We start from the raw sequence: 15,200 nt of genomic DNA on the forward strand, positions 1-15,200 counted from the left end.
CATGAACTGTGCGGCGATGGCCGCACGGGGTCAATCTTTGGAAGGCCTGGCTTTTGAAGGCTTGGCGTTTGAAGACCTGGGCTCGCGCCGCCAGCCGAACAGTTCATCGAAGACGACCAGTGCCGCGCCCACCGAGATGAAGGCGTCGGCAAGGTTGAAGACGGCGAAGGACCAGACCGGCGTGTGGAACAGGATGTAGTCGATGACGTGGCCGTAGACGGCGCGGTCGATCAGATTGCCGAGCGCGCCGCCGACGATCAGCGCAAAGCCGGTGCGGGCAAGGATCTGGCCCGGTGCGATCCGCGTCGCCAGGAACAGCACGAAGGCAACGACCGCAAGCGAAATGACGATCAGCCCGGTGTCGCCGAAGGACGAGAACATCGAGAAGGCGATGCCGGTGTTGTAGGTGCGAAACAGCGCCAGGAAGGGCACCAGATCGTGCTTTTCCTGAAAGGGAAGGCCGGTCTCGACCAGGTGTTTTATCCACTGGTCAAGCGCGATGGCCGCGACGACGAGCAGCGCGTAGGGAGACCATGATCTCACGGGCAGGCAACCTTCATTGCTGATCCAAGATTGGTTCGAGCTTCAGCGCGCCGCGCCGGATCTCGAACAGCATGATGCCGGTGGCAACGGCCAGATTGAGCGAATCGGCACGGCCCGCTTGCGGAATCCTGAGCAACCTGTCGCAACTCGCAGCCAGGCTCTCTGGCAGTCCCTGCTGCTCGTTGCCCATCATCAGCAGCACGGGCCCGCGGGAAAAGTCGACCGAGCGGTAGTCGACGGCGCCTTTCAGGTGGGTGCCGGCGACGAGGCCTGAAAACCCGCCTCGCCAGGCAAGGAAAGCCTCGGTTGTCGCCCTGGCCACCGGCACGGCAAAGATCGAACCCATGGTGGCGCGCACCGTCTCCACCGAAAAAGGATCGGTGGTGTCGCCGACCAGGATGACGCCCTTGGCGCCGACGGCATCGATGGTGCGGATGACGGTGCCGAGATTGCCGGGATCGCGCACCCGGTCGAGCGCCACCCAGACGTCGCCATTGTCAGCGCGGACATCCTTCAAGGCCAGGAATTTTTGCGAAAAGACGCCGACCACCATTTGCGGATTGTCGCGACGGGTGATGGCGACGAGTATCTTTTCCGACACTTCCAGCACCATGCCGCCGGCGGCAACCGTGCGTGCCGCGACCTTCTCCACCGCCGCGTTGCCACGCCCGGCCTTGGCGAAAACCAATGTCCTGATGTGCCAGCCGAGATCCAGCGCATCGATGACCAACTTCAGTCCCTCGGCCATGAAGGCGTTCTGCTGGTCGCGGAATTTCTTCTGCGCGAGCGCCTTGATGTCCTTGACCAGCGGATTGGCGAGGCTGGTGACCTCCTTCACCTGGCCGGGTGCGCCTGCGTGCCGCTCGTTCATTCAGGACTCCGGGGCATTCAGGCCACCCAACGCGAAAACAATGAGGTCGAAAGCGCCCGGCCGGCGGACTTTTCGCGGATGATCAGCTCACCCGATTCGATCTTGCCGCCCATGCCGGCAAAGGTGTCGCGCATCAAGGCATGGATGGCGAAGAAGGAGGCGCGGATCGAATAAGCGGTCAGCACCACGGCGAGCGGCTTCGGCGTCAGGATCGCGCGGCAAAGATCGGTCAGAGCAGGCAGGTCCTCGAACAATTGCCAGACCTCGCCCTTGGGGCCGCGACCATAGGCCGGCGGGTCGAACAGGATGATGTCATAGCGGCTGCCCCGGCGCTCCTCGCGCTCGGCGAATTTCACCGCGTCGTCGACGATCCAGCGGATCGGCTTGCCGCCGAGGCCAGCCATCTCCTGGTTTTCACGGGCCCAGCCGATCGCTTTCTTCGAGGCATCGACATGGGTGACCTCGGCGCCGGCGCGGGCCGCCACCAACGAGGCAAGACCGGTATAGCCGAACAGGTTCAGCACCTTGACCGGTCGCTTGGCCGACGCGATCAGCCCGGCCATGTGGTCCCAGTGCGAGGCCTGCTCGGGAAAGACGCCGACATGGCGAAACGAGGTGAAGCGGCCGAGATAATCGATTCCGCCATGCTTCATCGGCCAGGTCTCGCCGAGCGGCGTCTTGGGGAAGCGCCAGCGGCCGATGCCTTCCTCGTCGGTATCACCGGTGAAGATGGCGTCGGCGCGCTCCCAGTCTTTTGCCGGCAAGGCCTTTTGCCAGATCGCCTGGCCCTCGGGCCGCACGATCCGGTAAGGGCCGTATTGTTCGAGCTTCTGACCGGTGCCGCTGTCGAGCAGCGCATAATCGGCATTGGGCAACACTTCGAGGATCACAGGAAGCTGCTCGCTGGGCAGGGCGCCTTCGCGGCGGGCCAGGATGCGCGGCGCCGATTTCGGCTCGGAGCGGTCGTCCACCTTCGCCTCATGCCGCTCGCGCGGTTGCGCCTCCGGTTTGGCAGGAACGGGTCTGGTGCGCGGACGTGACACGTCCGCCGCACCCTTCGCGGATGGGTGCGGACGGTTGTCGCGGCGTTTGTCGCGAAAAGACTTCAAGCGGGGGCAACTCCGAGCGGCGTGGCCGCTTTTGACATAGGGCAACCGGCTTCGCAACCAAGTCCGACACGCCGGCCTTTCCGGTTTATGTCGGCCAGCGATGGACCAATGTCAAAGAAACAGGCAAATCTGCCGGATGTCCCGCTCCGAACGCCTGCTCGACCTGATCCAGACGCTGCGTCGGCACCGCCGGCCGGTGAGCGGGCAGGCCCTGGCCGATGAGCTTGGGATTTCGATCCGCACGCTCTACCGAGACATCGCAACGCTGCAGGGCCAGGGTGCGCCGATCGAGGGTGAGGCGGGGCTGGGCTATGTGCTCAAGCCCGGCTTCATGCTGCCGCCGCTGATGTTCAGCGACGAGGAGATCGAAGCCATCGTGCTCGGCTCGCGTTGGGTCGCCAAGCAGCCGGACCAGCGCCTCTCGGCCGCCGCCACCAATGCGCTGGCCAAGATCGCCGCCGTACTGCCGGACGATCTGCGTGAGGACCTCGATGCGAGTACACTGCTGGTCGGCCCTCCCGCCGCGGCCATCGAGGGCATCGACCTCGGTCTGGTGCGGCAGGCCATCCGCAACGAGCGCAAGCTCGGCTTTTTATACCGTGATGCTGGCGGCGCTGCGTCCGAACGCGTGGTCTGGCCGTTCGCGCTGGGCTTCTTCGACAAGGTGCGGGTGGTGGTGGCGTGGTGCGAGATGCGGCAGGACTTCCGCCATTTTCGCGCTGATCGCATCGCCGAACTCCAAGCAACAGACACGCGCTATCCGCGTCGTCGCCAGGCGCTGCTTAGGGAATGGCGGGCGACGCTAGACAAGCCGCGCGGTTCGTGATGGCTACTGCCAGAATCTGACAGTAGCCTATCTTATGTTCGCCAAGTCGAAACACCGAACCTTGGAGAGCAGACATGACCGCCCCGAATTTCGTCATCCTCTACGTCGACCAGCCGCAGCAGAGCGGTGCCTTCTACAGCGCGCTGCTCGGCCGTGAGCCGGTCGAAAGTTCGCCGACCTTCGTGCTGTTCGTTCTCGACAAGGGTTTCAAGCTCGGCCTTTGGTCGCGCCATAGGGTGGAGCCGGCGGCTGCCGCGGCAGGTGGCGGCGCCGAAATCGTCTTTGCGCTGGATACGCCTGATGCGGTCGATGCCACCCATGCCGACTGGTCCGGGCGCGGGCTGACAATCCTACAGACGCCGACCGACATGGATTTCGGCCGCACTTTTGTCGCGCTCGATCCTGACAATCATCGCCTGCGCGTCTACTGGCTGTCCGATGGGGAAGAGAAATGAGCGCGTACTGGATCGCGGTGGCCTCGGCCGAGCATGTCCGGCGCGGCCGCGCTAGCGGCTTCATGCAGGTCAACCACGGCAAGGCGGCACCGCTGCGTCGCGTGAAGCCCGGCGATGGCATCATCTATTATTCGCCGACCACCATTTTGGGCGAGAAAGACGGCCTGCAGGCCTTCACGGCGATCGGCACGGTGCGCGAAGGCGAACCCTATCAGGGCGAGATGGGCGGCGGCTTCACGCCGTTCCGCCGCGATGTCGAGTGGGCCAAGGCCGAGGAAACACCGATCAAGCCGCTGCTCGACAGGCTGCATTTCACCGCCGGCAAGTCGAACTGGGGTTATCAGCTGCGCTTTGGCCTTTTCGAAATCGGGAATCACGATTTTCGCGTCATCGCCGAGGCGATGGGCGCCAAAATGGCTGTACCGGCGAACTAGGCAGTGAGCGCCTTGTAGACGGCAATGCCGGCGGCAAGATCCTCGAGCGCCGCGCCGACCGACTTGAACAGCGTGATCTCACCGGCGCTCTCGCGGCCCTTCTTCTGGCCGCGCGCCAATTCGTGCAGATCGGCGACGATGGCTTCCGGCTTCAGCACGCCGGAGGCCAGCGGCTGGACGATGTCGCCGGCTTCCTTGGTGGCACCGGCGCGGGTGTCGACGTATACGCGGGCGAGCCTGATCGCGTCGTCATCGCTTTCGCGCATCGTAGGCGTAAAGCCGCCGACCAGGTCGACATGGGTTCCCGGCCGCAACAATGCGCCCTTGATCAGCGGCGTCGTCGTGATCGTTGCCGAGGAGACGATGTCGGCCTGCCCAAGCTCGGTATCGAGATCACTTGCCGCGCTGGCCGCGAAGCCTTCGGCGCGCAGATCGGCCGCGACCTTCTCGGCATTGGCCGGGGTGCGGTTCCAGATGCGGATGGTCTTGATCGGCCGCACGGCTGAGTGCGCCTTGGCGAGGAAGGGCGACAGCGCGCCGGCGCCGACCACAAGCAGCCGTGAGGCATCGTTGCGGGCAAGATAGGAGGCCGCGAGCGCCGAAGCGCAGGCGGTGCGCCACTGTGTCAGCCGCTGGCCGTCGATCAAGGCCTCGGGCTCGCCGGTGGCGCCATTGAGCAGGAGATAGAGGCCCATCACCGCGGGCTTGCCGATGGCGTTGTTGTCGGGTGAGACGGTGACGATCTTGACGCCGACGTGACCACCGGCCGATGTGCCGGCCGCGTTGAGGTCGGTCCAGGCCGGCATCAAAAGCAGGGTAGACGCCGCGCCGTCGGGCCGCTCGATCGTATGATGGTGCCTGACCGGCTGCACCGCGCCGTCGCGAAACGCCGTGCGCAGCGTCTCGACCAGTCCGGGAAAGGTCAGCGCATGGTCGACCTCTGCGGCCGAAATGGTCAGCATGAAAAACTCCGTGGGGACAAAACCGCCGACCGGCGGTTCAAATGGTCGGCTTCGGCAAGGCCGACCCTTGGGTCGACCCTTGAGCCACCCCCTGGGCGGGGCTTTGCGGTGCCGCCGGCGCACGGCTGACCGCCTGGCGCAGGTTCTCGGCCTCGACGCCGCGCTGCCGGGCCAGCTTGCGGTAGCGGCCCTGCTTGACCCAGGTTGCCAGGCTGCCGACGATCATGCCGATGGCAAGCGCCAGGAACAGGAAGATGAACAGCGGCAAAGTCAGCGTCAGCTTCGGATTGCCGGGGTTGAACGGATCCAGCGTGAAGGCGACCAGTTCGCGGTTGGCAACGGCGAGTGCGATCAGGATGATCGCCAGCGGCACGAAGATCACGATGAGAATGAAGCGATTGAACATTATGTTTTCCGTCGGAAGCTGGCCTGTCCGAAAGGCCGTCTGGCGCTGACGCCGCGCCTACTTGCCGCCGTTCAGCCTTTCACGCAATTCCTTGCCGGTCTTGAAGAACGGCACCCATTTCTCCTCGACCTCGACGGATTCGCCGGTGCGCGGATTGCGGCCGGTGCGGGCGGGACGGTTTTTCACCGAAAAAGCGCCGAAGCCACGCAGCTCGACCCGGTTGCCTTCGGCAAGGGCGTCGGTGATTTCATCGAAGATCGCGCCGACGATGTTTTCGACGTCGCGCAGGAAAAGATGCGGATTGCGCGTGGCAATAATCTGCACAAGTTCGGACTTGATCATGAGACGGGTCCCCGTGAAAGCAGTGCGGTCAAAATTATGAGGATGATTTTATTTGCTTTTTTCACTTGCCCCAAACGGCATCTCAAGGGTGCCAGACGGAAACGAGACCGTCAAGAAACAAGCGGTCGGCACCGAGTTCATGGATGATGTCGCCACTGTAGGCCGGCAGGCCGAGCGCACTGCCAATCGTTTGCGCCATCGCCTTGGAGAACAGGAAGCCGCCGCCCCGTTCAGTGTCCTTCCATTCGATGACCTTGAGCTTGGCGTCGACGCCCTTGGTCGCCAGCCAGTCGACCGCTTCGGTCTCGCCGCCGACGGCGTCGATCAGTCCGTTGGCGACACCCTGGCGACCGGTGAAGATCGAGCCATCGGCAAGCGCCAGCGCTTGCTCGCGGGTCATCTTGCGGCGCTCGGCAACGATGCCGACGAACCAGTCGTAGCTGTCGAGGATGAGTTTACGGACCATGGCGCGCTCATCGTCATTGGTCGGCTTGAAGGGAGAGGGGGCGGCCTTCAGCGGCGAGGATTTCACTTCCTCCAGCTTGACGCCGAGCTTGTCCATCAGGCCGCTGACGTCGGGATACTGGATCAGCACGCCGATCGAGCCGACGATCGAAGTCTTGCGAGCAACGATGTGATCGGCGGCACTGGCGATCATATAGCCCGCCGATGCGGCGAGCGTGCCGACTTCCGCCACCACCGGCTTGTCGGCGGCCAGCTTGCGCACCTCTTCGTAGATCGATTCACCGCCGACCGTGGTGCCGCCAGGCGAATCGATCGACAGAATCACGCCCTTCACCTTGGACGACAGGCGGATGGTTTCCAGCCGCTTGATCAGTTCCTCGTCCTCGGTGATCGTGCCTTCGATCTTGACCTTGGCGATGTGGTCGACCGTCGAACCCACCGAAATCGTCGCCATAGAACCAGGCTGAAAGCGCGATCACACCAAGTGCAACGATGCCGATGGCGACGACGCGCCAGAATGTCAGCTTGCGCCGCAAGCGGCGGCGGTCGATCAGGTCGTCGGCTCTCAGTGCCATGGTCAGCCTTTCAGTCGGCGGGAGGAGACGCTTTTAGACCATGATCCTCCCATCTGGAAGCAGTTCTCTTTCCCGGTAGTGTCTCAGTTTGAAATTTGCGGAAACGCCTAATCCTTTGGCCGAGTTGTGCAAACGCCCTATATACCTGCAAAAGGCATAGGAGACGTCATGATCGCCAAACACACAACCGCCGAGGATATGGCTCGAACCGTAGGCGTCGACCCGAACACATTCCGCCAAGCGTTGCGTAATGTGAAGCACCCTCGGAAACGCAACACTGATTGGGAAGTAAAAATTGGCAGCCCATCATATTCGGGAATGCGCACCGTTCTGGTTGGTCTCATACAGCGGAAGGCGGCCTGAAGCCGACCCGATCCAAGGCCAGAAGCGCCCCGCCGACGTGATCGGCAACGCCGTATCGACTGGGCCGGCCAGGCGGAGCATCCGACATCTCCCCTGGCGTATTTGCGCAATCACCGCGAGGTCGGGCGGCGAGACAGACAGCTGATAAATTTTACGCCGCGGGTCTGTTTCTGCTATGGAGAACGTGCGGTTGTGCAGACCTCGTTTTCAACTGTACAAGTGCGACTGTCACATTTTTGCAGTTTTCGTGGGCTTGTGCTTGCTTGAAGGCGCCGGCGTCCCACCTATAGGCGGTGCTCCCGGGTGGGCAGGGGTTTAGAAGAAAGCAGTGAATGTTAGCGCGACCGATTGAACCGACCGACGCCGAGATGGAGTTGGTCCCCCAGGCGGACGACCGGACGCGTGGCGACGCATTCGACCGCGCGCAACGTCATTCGCGCCGTGTGCGCATTCTCAAGTTTGCAGTGCCGCTGGCTGCGGCCCTGATCGCCATCGCTTTCCCGGTCTACTCCTATCTGGCCGCCCCCGTCTCCGTGAAGGTTCAGGCGGAAGGCACGGCTTTTTCCAATGGCAAGCTGGTGATGGCCAATCCCAAGCTCAACGGTTTTACCAAGCAGAAACAGCCCTATTCGATGACGGCGCTGCGCGCCATTCAGGATGTCAGCACGCAAGGTATCATCGAACTGGAAGGCATCGACGCCAAAGTGCCGATCGCGCCCGACAATGTGGCGGCGGTCAAGGCCTCGCACGGCACCTACGATCGCGACGGCAACACGATGAACCTGACCAGCGACGTGACGATCACCACAACCGACGGCATGCAGGCCAAGTTCAAATCGGTCTTCCTCGACATGGGCAAAGGCATTATGAAGACGGGAGATCCTGTCGATGTCAGCCGTGGCGGGTCGCGGATCACGGCGGATTCGATGTCGGTCCAGGACAATGGCAAGATTCTGGTTTTCGAGAACAAAGTGCGCGTCAACATCGATTCCGCCGCCTTGAAGACGGCAGAGGGAAACAGCGGAGAGACCAATGCGGCTCAGTAGTTCGACGCGGCTCGCGGCTGCAACTTCAGCGTTGCTGCTGCTCGGACTTGCGCCGTCATTGGCGCAGACCACCAGCCAATCAGGCCTCAAACTGTCCGGCGACAAGCCGATCCAGATCGAAAGCGACAAGCTGGAGGTCCGCCAGGCCGACAGTGTCGCCATCTTCACGGGCAATGTCAGCGTCGTCCAGGGGCCGACATTGATGAAGGCCGGCAAGATGATGGTCTATTACGTCAAGGACCCCAACGCCGGCGCCAAGGGCGCGGAAGCGGCTGGCGCGGCAGCCATGACCGGCTCCGCCAACATCGATCACCTGGAGATCTCCGACAAGGTTTACATCAAGTCGGATGCGCAAGTCGCGACCGGCGATCAAGGCAGCTTCGATATGAAAAGCCAGGTGCTGGTGCTTTCGGGCAAAAAGGTCGTTCTGTCGCAGAACGACAACGTCCTGGTCGGCTGCAAGCTCACCGTGCAGATGAAAAGCGGGCTGGCGCAGGTTGATCCATGCGCTGGGCAACGCGTCCAGATGTCGATCACGCCGCCGCCGAAATCGGGAGCGACGAACCCCTGATGGCCAGCCTGTCGTCGCTGACGGCGCGTCTTCCGGGACGGGCCGCCGGCAAGATTTCGGCGCCGGCCACGGTGACCGTCGATGCGGGAAAGTTCAAGGGAACCCTGATCGCCAAGGGTTTGACCAAGAGCTACAAGGGCCGCAAAGTCGTCAGCGGCGTCACCATCGGCGTGCGTGCCGGCGAGGCCGTCGGATTGCTTGGCCCCAATGGCGCCGGCAAGACAACCTGTTTCTACATGGTTACCGGCCTGGTGCCGGTGGATGAAGGCACGATCGAGATCGACGGCTTCGATGTCACGTCGATGCCGATGTATCGTCGCGCACGCCTCGGCATCGGCTATCTGCCGCAGGAAGCGTCGATTTTTCGTGGCCTCAATGTCGAGCAGAATATCCGTGCCGTGCTGGAAGTGGTCGAAAAGGACCGCAAGGTGCGCGAGCGCAATCTCGACGAACTGCTCGAGGAATTTCACATCAGTCATCTGCGCAAGGCGCCATCCATGTCGCTTTCCGGCGGCGAGCGGCGACGCCTGGAAATCGCACGCGCGCTGGCGACGCGTCCGGCCTACATGCTGCTCGACGAGCCTTTTGCCGGCATCGATCCGATCGCCGTCGCCGATATCCAGCAATTGGTACGCCACCTGACGGCGCGCGGCATCGGCGTTCTCATCACCGATCACAATGTACGCGAAACGCTCGGGCTGATCGACCGCGCCTACATTATCCATGCCGGCCAGGTGCTGACCCATGGAAGGGCCGACGAAGTGGTGGCAAACCCGGATGTTCGGCGGCTTTACCTCGGCGAGGGTTTTACGCTCTGACTCTTGACGCAATTTCCAAGGGAAAGGGCTGTGCGCTTTTCCCGGGAAAACCGTTTCACACTTTTCCTGAAATTGCTCTGAGCGTGAAATTTGTTTCCTGACACGATTTTTGCGGTTCGCCCGGCTCTTTTTCGTCGATTATGCTCCGAGATAACGCTCCGGTAAGCGGGTTTTGCTAGCAATTGCCTTGACAAGCAAAAGCCGGGCCAGTTTCTATGGCCGGCTGCAAAAATTCTTTTCCGGAAGTCCGGATGCGTAGACGAGGCGTTTGAAACCGAACCATGGCGTTGGCGGCCAAACTACTGCTACGACAATCGCAGTCGCTGGTGATGACGCCGCAGCTGATGCAGTCGATTCGGCTGCTGCAGTTCACCCATGTCGAGCTTGAGCATTTCATCGACGAGGAAATCGAGCGCAACCCGCTGCTGGAGCGCGCCGAACCGCAGGACGATGCCGCCAGCGACCAGCAGAAGATCGAGGCGGAGCCGCAAGCCACCACTGACGGAGACTGGTTCGAAAACGAGACGCAGTGGAGCGCCGAGGCGATCTCGGACAAGCTCGACACGTCGCTGGAAAACCTGTTTCCCGACGACCCGGGCACCAGCGAGCGGCTCGGTCCCGACCTGACGGCGCAATGGAAGTCGGCTTCCGGCAATGGCTCGAGTTCCTCATCCGAGGGCTTTGATGCCGGCGACATGGCGGCCGCGGCCATCACGCTGCGCGACCATGTCGGTGAACAGGTCGCGCTCGCCTTCGCCGACCCGGCCGCGCGGTTGATTGCCGCCGACCTCGCCGACGGCCTCGACGAGTCCGGCTATTTGCGCGCCGACATGGCCGAGATCGCCGCTCGTCTCGGTACCGACACCGCCGCGGTGGGTAAGGTGCTGGCGATGTGCCAGACTTTCGAGCCGGCCGGCCTGTTCGCCCGCGACCTCGCCGAATGCCTGTCGCTGCAGCTTGCCGTCCGGGACAGGCTCGATCCCGCAATGAAGGCGCTGATCGCCAATCTCGAACTGCTGGGGCGGCGCGATTTCCACGCGTTGAAACGGATCTGCGGTGTCGACGAGGAGGACCTGCTCGACATGCTGGCCGAGATCCGGGCACTCGATCCCCGGCCGGGCATGGCATTTTCGGGCGGCGCCAGCGACGCGATCGTCGCCGATGTCGAGGTGCGTGCGGCCAATGACGGCACATGGACCGTCGAACTCAACGCCGAAACGCTGCCACGCGTTTTGGTCGACCATATCTATTTCGCCCAGGTCTCGCCGCAGGCGAAGAACCAGGCGGAAAAGGATTTTCTGGCCGAATGCCTGCAGAACGCCAACTGGCTGACGCGCAGCCTCGACCAGCGGGCGAAGACCATCCTCAAGGTCGCCTCGGAAATCGTTCGCCAGCAGGATGCCTTCCTCGTCCATGGCGTGCGCCAGCTGAAACCGCTCAACCTGCGCACGGTGGCCGATGCCATCGGCATGCACGAATCGACGGTCAGCCGGGTCACTGCGAACAAATACATGCTGACGCCGCGCGGGGTGTTCGAGCTGCGGTACTTCTTCACCGCCTCGATCGCTGCGTCGGGCGGCGGCGATGCGCATTCCTCGGAAGCCGTGCGCGATCGCATCAAGCAGTTGATCGATGAGGAAAAACCCGTCGACGTGCTTTCCGACGATGCGATCGTCGACATGTTGCGGGAGAGCGGCGTCGATATTGCCAGGCGCACGGTCGCCAAGTACCGGGAAGGCATGAATATTCCTTCCTCGGTGCAGCGCCGGCGCGAGAAACGGGCGCTGGCCAGCGCCGGGCGCTGAGGTCGCCCGATTTTCCACAGGCCCGCACTTCATTGACAAGCCGCGGTGAAGTGGCTAGAAGCCCGCCCGCATGAGACGGGCTAGATGCCTGCATGCGGATGGTCCGTCACGACGTTGGCCTCGGGACGGTCAAAGGGCGGCTTGTGATCAACCGGAAAGTTCGGATTTAAAATCGGCGCGAGTGACGCCGCAAAGCTTGTGCGCACGGATCACGAGTATAAACTCGGGCCAGTTTGAAGCCTGAGCAAGGAAGGTCAGTTTTCAGATGAATCTGCGCATATCGGGAAAACACATGGATATCGGCGATGCGTTTCGTACACGCATCAACGATCGTGTCGGCGAAGCGATCGGCAAATATTTCGATCGCGGCTTTGCCGGACACGTCACGGTCATCAAATCGGGCTCGCGCTATTCGGCGGATTGCATGATCCGGTTGGATTCCGGCGCTTCGCTGCAGGCCACCGGCGATGCCCAGGATCCGACTCTTGCCTTCGAGGCGGCGGCGGATCGTCTGGAGACCCGCCTGAGGCGTTACAAGCGCCGGCTGAAATCGCACAATTCGGGCGCCGCCAATGGCGAACCGACCGACATTGCCTATACGGTGATGGCGCCGCTTGCCGATGACGACCAGGATATTCCGGAGAATTTCGCCCCGGCCATCGTCGCCGAATCAACCATGACGCTGAAAACCATGTCGGTGGCGTCGGCGGTCATCGAGCTCGACACCAAGGACAGCCCGGTCTTCGTCTTCCGCAACGCCGGAAACGACCATCTCAACATCGTCTATCGCCGGCCCGATGGAAACATCGGCTGGATCGACCCGTCCACGACCAAGGTCGCACAAGCGTGACGACTAGGATCGCACGGGCGTGACGACCACGGTCGCACGGGTGACGACAAGGGTCGCACTGGGATAAGAGCCGGCCGCACGAGGGGTGAGGACTGGTGACGGCAGGCGAACAAGGGATTTTCAAGCATGGATCTGAGCGATCTTATCAACGTTCCGGCGATATTGCCGGCGTTGAAGGCGAACTCCAAGAAGCAGCTGCTGCAACTGCTGTCCGAACGGGCAGCTGCGATTTCGGGCATTCCGGAGCGGGAAGTGTTCGACACCATCCTGCAGCGTGAGCGGCTGGGCTCGACCGGCGTCGGCAACGGTATCGCCATTCCGCACGGCAAGCTGGCCGGTGTGAAGCGCATCGCTGGAGTTTTCGCCCGGCTGGAGACGCCTGTCGATTTCGAATCGCTGGACGATCAGCCGGTCGATCTGGTGTTTCTGCTGCTGGCGCCGGAAGGGGCTGGCGCCGACCATCTCAAGGCCCTGTCGCGCATCGCGCGGGTGCTGCGCGACGCCGACACGGTGGCCAAGATCAGGGGTACGCGCGACGCCGCGGCGATCCACGCGCTGCTGTCGGACACCCAAGCCTCGCACGCGGCCTGATATTTTTATCTGCTCTTACGCAATTCCGGACGGAAAACCGTTACACACTTTTCCTGGAATTGCTTTGAATTGGGACGCCCTCAAGGGCCGCCATGGGCGGCCCTTTCCGTTTCAGCCGGAAATTGCTGTCAGTGAATGGCGACCGTGGTCAGGTCGTTTTCCATGGCGCCGGCCAAAGCGCGGTCACGCGCGTCGGAAAGCAGGATCGGCTGGCCATTGGCGGCAAACAGCGCCCACAGTTCCATGCCGGGAGCGATTTCGCCGAGATTCGGGAAACGGCCGAGCAATTCGTCGCTCGAGACCTTTCTGAGATAGGCGACCGAGCCCTCGCCGAGATGGGCGAATTCGCCATTGGTCATGGTGATGTTTTCAGTTCTGGTCATTTCAAAGCCTCCTTGGCGCGAGGACGCCGCTCAAGGCCATCCCGCATGAGAGCCATCGGTAAAGATCAGTCTTTCACCGATATGTTTATTTTCCGTACCAGCCGTTCGGACTCCGGCCGATCGAGATCGATCGACAAAAGGCCGTTCTTCAGCTCCGCCGCGATCACCCGCATGCCGTCGGCCAGCACGAAACAGCGCTGGAACTGGCGCGCGGCGATGCCGCGATGAAGAAATTCGCGCTCGGTGTCATCGGTCTGACGGCCGCGCACGACCAGCTGGTTTTCCTCCGTGGTGACATCGAGATCGCTTTCGGCGAAACCGGCGACCGCCAATGTGATGCGCAACCTTTCGGTCATGCCGTCGGCGCCGCTGAGGCGTTCGATGTTGTAGGGAGGGTAGCTGTCACCAGACTTCGCCAAGCGTTCCAGGGTCTTTTCCATGGCGTCGAAACCAAGGAGAAGCGGGCTGGAAAAGGGCGTCATTCGGCTCATGTTACACTGTCCTCTCAAGAGCGACATAAAGTGGAAAAACCCAGATGGCATTTTTCCCGATGGTCTTGATATGGTCCGCCCCGCGACCAAGTTCAAGCCGTCAAAGACCCGCCCAAAAAGACCAGGTCGTGGACTCACAGGAATGATCGACATGGCGCTTGAAACGGCAAGCAGATGCAAGGAGAAGCGCGCAGGTCGGGATTGTCTTCCCCGGTCGAGCGGTTCGCCATGGCAGCTCGCGGCCGCTTCGGCGTCATTTGAATGTTTCGATCAGATTCATTCAGGTCCATGGCCTCGCCAAACAAGGAATTGAAATGCCTCAATCACGCAAGATCATCATCGACACGGATCCTGGCCAGGACGATGCCGTCGCCATTTTGCTGGCGCTCGGCAGCACCGAGCTGGAGATCGTCGGCATCACCGCGGTTGCCGGCAACGTGCCGCTGAAGCTTACCGAAAAGAACGCCCGCAAAATCTGCGAGCTGGCTGGCCGCCCGGACATCAAGGTCTATGCAGGCGCCATCCGGCCCCTGATGCGCGAACTGGTCACCGCCGAGGAAGTGCATGGCAAGACCGGCCTCAACGGACCGCAATTGCCCGAACCGACGATGAAGCTGCAGGACCAGTACGCGGTCGATTTCATCGTCGAGACGCTGATGAAGGAAGAGAGCGGCACGATCACGCTTTGCGCGCTCGGGCCGCTCACCAACATTGCGCTGGCGCTGATCCGCGAACCGCGCATCGCACCGCGCATCAAGGAAATCGTGCTGATGGGCGGCGGCTTCTTCGAAGGCGGCAATGTCACGCCGACCGCCGAATTCAACATCTATGTCGATCCGCATGCCGCCGATGTCGTGTTCAAAGCCGGCATCCCGATCGTGATGATGCCGCTCGACGTCACGCACAAGGCGCTGACCACCGCCAAGCGCACGCAGACGTTCCGCGCGCTCGGCACCAAGGTCGGTACCGCGACCGCCGAGATGCTGGAGTTCTTCGAGCGCTTCGACGAGGAGAAGTACGGCACCGACGGCGGGCCGCTGCACGACCCCTGCGTCATCGCCTATCTTCTGAAGCCCGAACTCTTCAAGGGGCGCAACTGCAATGTCAGCGTGGAAACCGCCTCGGAACTGACCATGGGCATGACCGTGATCGACTGGTGGGGCGTGACCAAGCGGCTAAGGAACGCCATGGTGATGCGCGACATTGACCACGATGGCTTCTTCGCCCTGCTGGTGGAAAGGCTGGGGCGGCTGTGAAAGCTTCCTTCTCCCCCGTTTACGGGGAGAAGGTCCCG

19 protein-coding genes and 1 pseudogene are annotated in these 15,200 nt (G+C 62.3%); 11 read left to right on the top strand and 9 right to left on the bottom strand.

Annotated features, from left to right (window positions below; genetic code table 11):
• Window positions 1-30: 30 nt before the first annotated feature.
• The 3 genes from lspA to ACZ89F_RS00730 are packed head-to-tail and all read right to left on the bottom strand — an operon-like array spanning window position 31 to window position 2,523.
• Window positions 31-543, bottom strand: coding sequence for a signal peptidase II (lspA, locus tag ACZ89F_RS00720; RefSeq protein WP_476089965.1), 513 nt, complete (start codon window positions 541-543; stop codon window positions 31-33).
• 13 nt (window positions 544-556) lie between these two features.
• Window positions 557-1,414 (bottom strand): TrmH family RNA methyltransferase, encoded by an 858-nt coding sequence (locus ACZ89F_RS00725; protein WP_476089966.1) that lies wholly within the window; start codon window positions 1,412-1,414, stop codon window positions 557-559.
• 17 nt (window positions 1,415-1,431) lie between these two features.
• On the bottom strand, window positions 1,432-2,523 hold the full coding sequence (locus ACZ89F_RS00730; protein WP_476089967.1) for an RsmD family RNA methyltransferase: 1,092 nt from the start codon (window positions 2,521-2,523) through the stop codon (window positions 1,432-1,434).
• 136 nt (window positions 2,524-2,659) lie between these two features.
• On the opposite strand from ACZ89F_RS00730, the gene ACZ89F_RS00735 reads away from it, so the two are divergent.
• The 3 genes from ACZ89F_RS00735 (at window position 2,660) to ACZ89F_RS00745 (ending at window position 4,238) form a co-directional block, all read left to right on the top strand.
• Complete coding sequence (locus ACZ89F_RS00735) at window positions 2,660-3,349, top strand: helix-turn-helix transcriptional regulator (protein ID WP_476089968.1); 690 nt, start codon at window positions 2,660-2,662, stop codon at window positions 3,347-3,349.
• Between the two features lie 74 nt (window positions 3,350-3,423).
• Window positions 3,424-3,804: a VOC family protein gene (locus tag ACZ89F_RS00740; RefSeq protein ID WP_476089969.1), complete on the top strand. Its 381-nt coding sequence runs from the start codon at window positions 3,424-3,426 to the stop codon at window positions 3,802-3,804.
• Window positions 3,801-4,238, top strand: coding sequence for an EVE domain-containing protein (locus tag ACZ89F_RS00745; protein WP_476089970.1), 438 nt, complete (start codon window positions 3,801-3,803; stop codon window positions 4,236-4,238). The genes ACZ89F_RS00740 and ACZ89F_RS00745 overlap by 4 nt, the downstream gene beginning before the upstream one ends.
• Here the strand turns inward: ACZ89F_RS00745 and lhpI are convergent.
• From lhpI to sppA, 4 genes and pseudogenes are all read right to left on the bottom strand, one after another.
• On the bottom strand, window positions 4,235-5,200 hold the full coding sequence (gene lhpI / locus ACZ89F_RS00750) for a bifunctional Delta(1)-pyrroline-2-carboxylate/Delta(1)-piperideine-2-carboxylate reductase (protein WP_476089971.1): 966 nt from the start codon (window positions 5,198-5,200) through the stop codon (window positions 4,235-4,237). The genes ACZ89F_RS00745 and lhpI overlap by 4 nt on opposite strands.
• Before the next feature lie 37 nt (window positions 5,201-5,237).
• A complete protein-coding gene (locus ACZ89F_RS00755) occupies window positions 5,238-5,606 on the bottom strand; it encodes a DUF1049 domain-containing protein (protein ID WP_476089972.1) in 369 nt (122 codons plus the stop codon).
• Window positions 5,607-5,663: 57 nt separating this feature from the next.
• Window positions 5,664-5,948 (bottom strand): integration host factor subunit beta, encoded by a 285-nt coding sequence (locus ACZ89F_RS00760; RefSeq protein ID WP_006200394.1) that lies wholly within the window; start codon window positions 5,946-5,948, stop codon window positions 5,664-5,666.
• Window positions 5,949-6,030: 82 nt separating this feature from the next.
• A pseudogene (sppA, locus tag ACZ89F_RS00765) lies at window positions 6,031-6,988 on the bottom strand (signal peptide peptidase SppA).
• 168 nt (window positions 6,989-7,156) lie between these two features.
• Here sppA and ACZ89F_RS00770 point away from each other — a divergent pair.
• From ACZ89F_RS00770 to ptsN, 7 genes are all read left to right on the top strand, one after another.
• Window positions 7,157-7,351 (top strand): hypothetical protein, encoded by a 195-nt coding sequence (locus tag ACZ89F_RS00770; RefSeq protein ID WP_127296383.1) that lies wholly within the window; start codon window positions 7,157-7,159, stop codon window positions 7,349-7,351.
• Between the two features lie 332 nt (window positions 7,352-7,683).
• Complete coding sequence (gene lptC, locus ACZ89F_RS00775) at window positions 7,684-8,397, top strand: LPS export ABC transporter periplasmic protein LptC (protein WP_476089973.1); 714 nt, start codon at window positions 7,684-7,686, stop codon at window positions 8,395-8,397.
• Window positions 8,384-8,968, top strand: coding sequence for an LptA/OstA family protein (locus tag ACZ89F_RS00780; RefSeq protein WP_476089974.1), 585 nt, complete (start codon window positions 8,384-8,386; stop codon window positions 8,966-8,968). Before lptC ends, ACZ89F_RS00780 begins: the two co-directional genes overlap by 14 nt.
• Window positions 8,968-9,786: an LPS export ABC transporter ATP-binding protein gene (lptB, locus tag ACZ89F_RS00785; protein WP_056594977.1), complete on the top strand. Its 819-nt coding sequence runs from the start codon at window positions 8,968-8,970 to the stop codon at window positions 9,784-9,786. The genes ACZ89F_RS00780 and lptB overlap by 1 nt, the downstream gene beginning before the upstream one ends.
• A gap of 281 nt (window positions 9,787-10,067) precedes the next feature.
• Complete coding sequence (rpoN, locus tag ACZ89F_RS00790) at window positions 10,068-11,591, top strand: RNA polymerase factor sigma-54 (protein WP_476089975.1); 1,524 nt, start codon at window positions 10,068-10,070, stop codon at window positions 11,589-11,591.
• Between the two features lie 265 nt (window positions 11,592-11,856).
• A complete protein-coding gene (hpf, locus tag ACZ89F_RS00795; protein ID WP_476089976.1) occupies window positions 11,857-12,441 on the top strand; it encodes a ribosome hibernation-promoting factor, HPF/YfiA family in 585 nt (194 codons plus the stop codon).
• 126 nt (window positions 12,442-12,567) lie between these two features.
• Window positions 12,568-13,032: a PTS IIA-like nitrogen regulatory protein PtsN gene (ptsN, locus tag ACZ89F_RS00800; protein WP_013529589.1), complete on the top strand. Its 465-nt coding sequence runs from the start codon at window positions 12,568-12,570 to the stop codon at window positions 13,030-13,032.
• Between the two features lie 128 nt (window positions 13,033-13,160).
• Here ptsN and ACZ89F_RS00805 read toward each other — a convergent pair whose 3' ends face one another.
• Window positions 13,161-13,415 carry a BQ00720 family protein gene (locus tag ACZ89F_RS00805; protein WP_023760740.1) on the bottom strand — a complete coding sequence of 85 codons (255 nt, stop codon included), beginning with the start codon at window positions 13,413-13,415 and terminating at the stop codon, window positions 13,161-13,163.
• A gap of 65 nt (window positions 13,416-13,480) precedes the next feature.
• Entirely contained in the window at window positions 13,481-13,906 is a 426-nt protein-coding gene (locus tag ACZ89F_RS00810) for an Hsp20 family protein (RefSeq protein WP_476089977.1), read from the bottom strand.
• A 314-nt stretch (window positions 13,907-14,220) separates the two neighbouring features.
• On the opposite strand from ACZ89F_RS00810, the gene ACZ89F_RS00815 reads away from it, so the two are divergent.
• Window positions 14,221-15,162, top strand: coding sequence for a nucleoside hydrolase (locus ACZ89F_RS00815; RefSeq protein ID WP_476089978.1), 942 nt, complete (start codon window positions 14,221-14,223; stop codon window positions 15,160-15,162).
• Window positions 15,163-15,200: the final 38 nt, after the last annotated feature.

The sequence above is a fragment of the Mesorhizobium sp. USDA 3734 genome, from assembly GCF_056279665.1.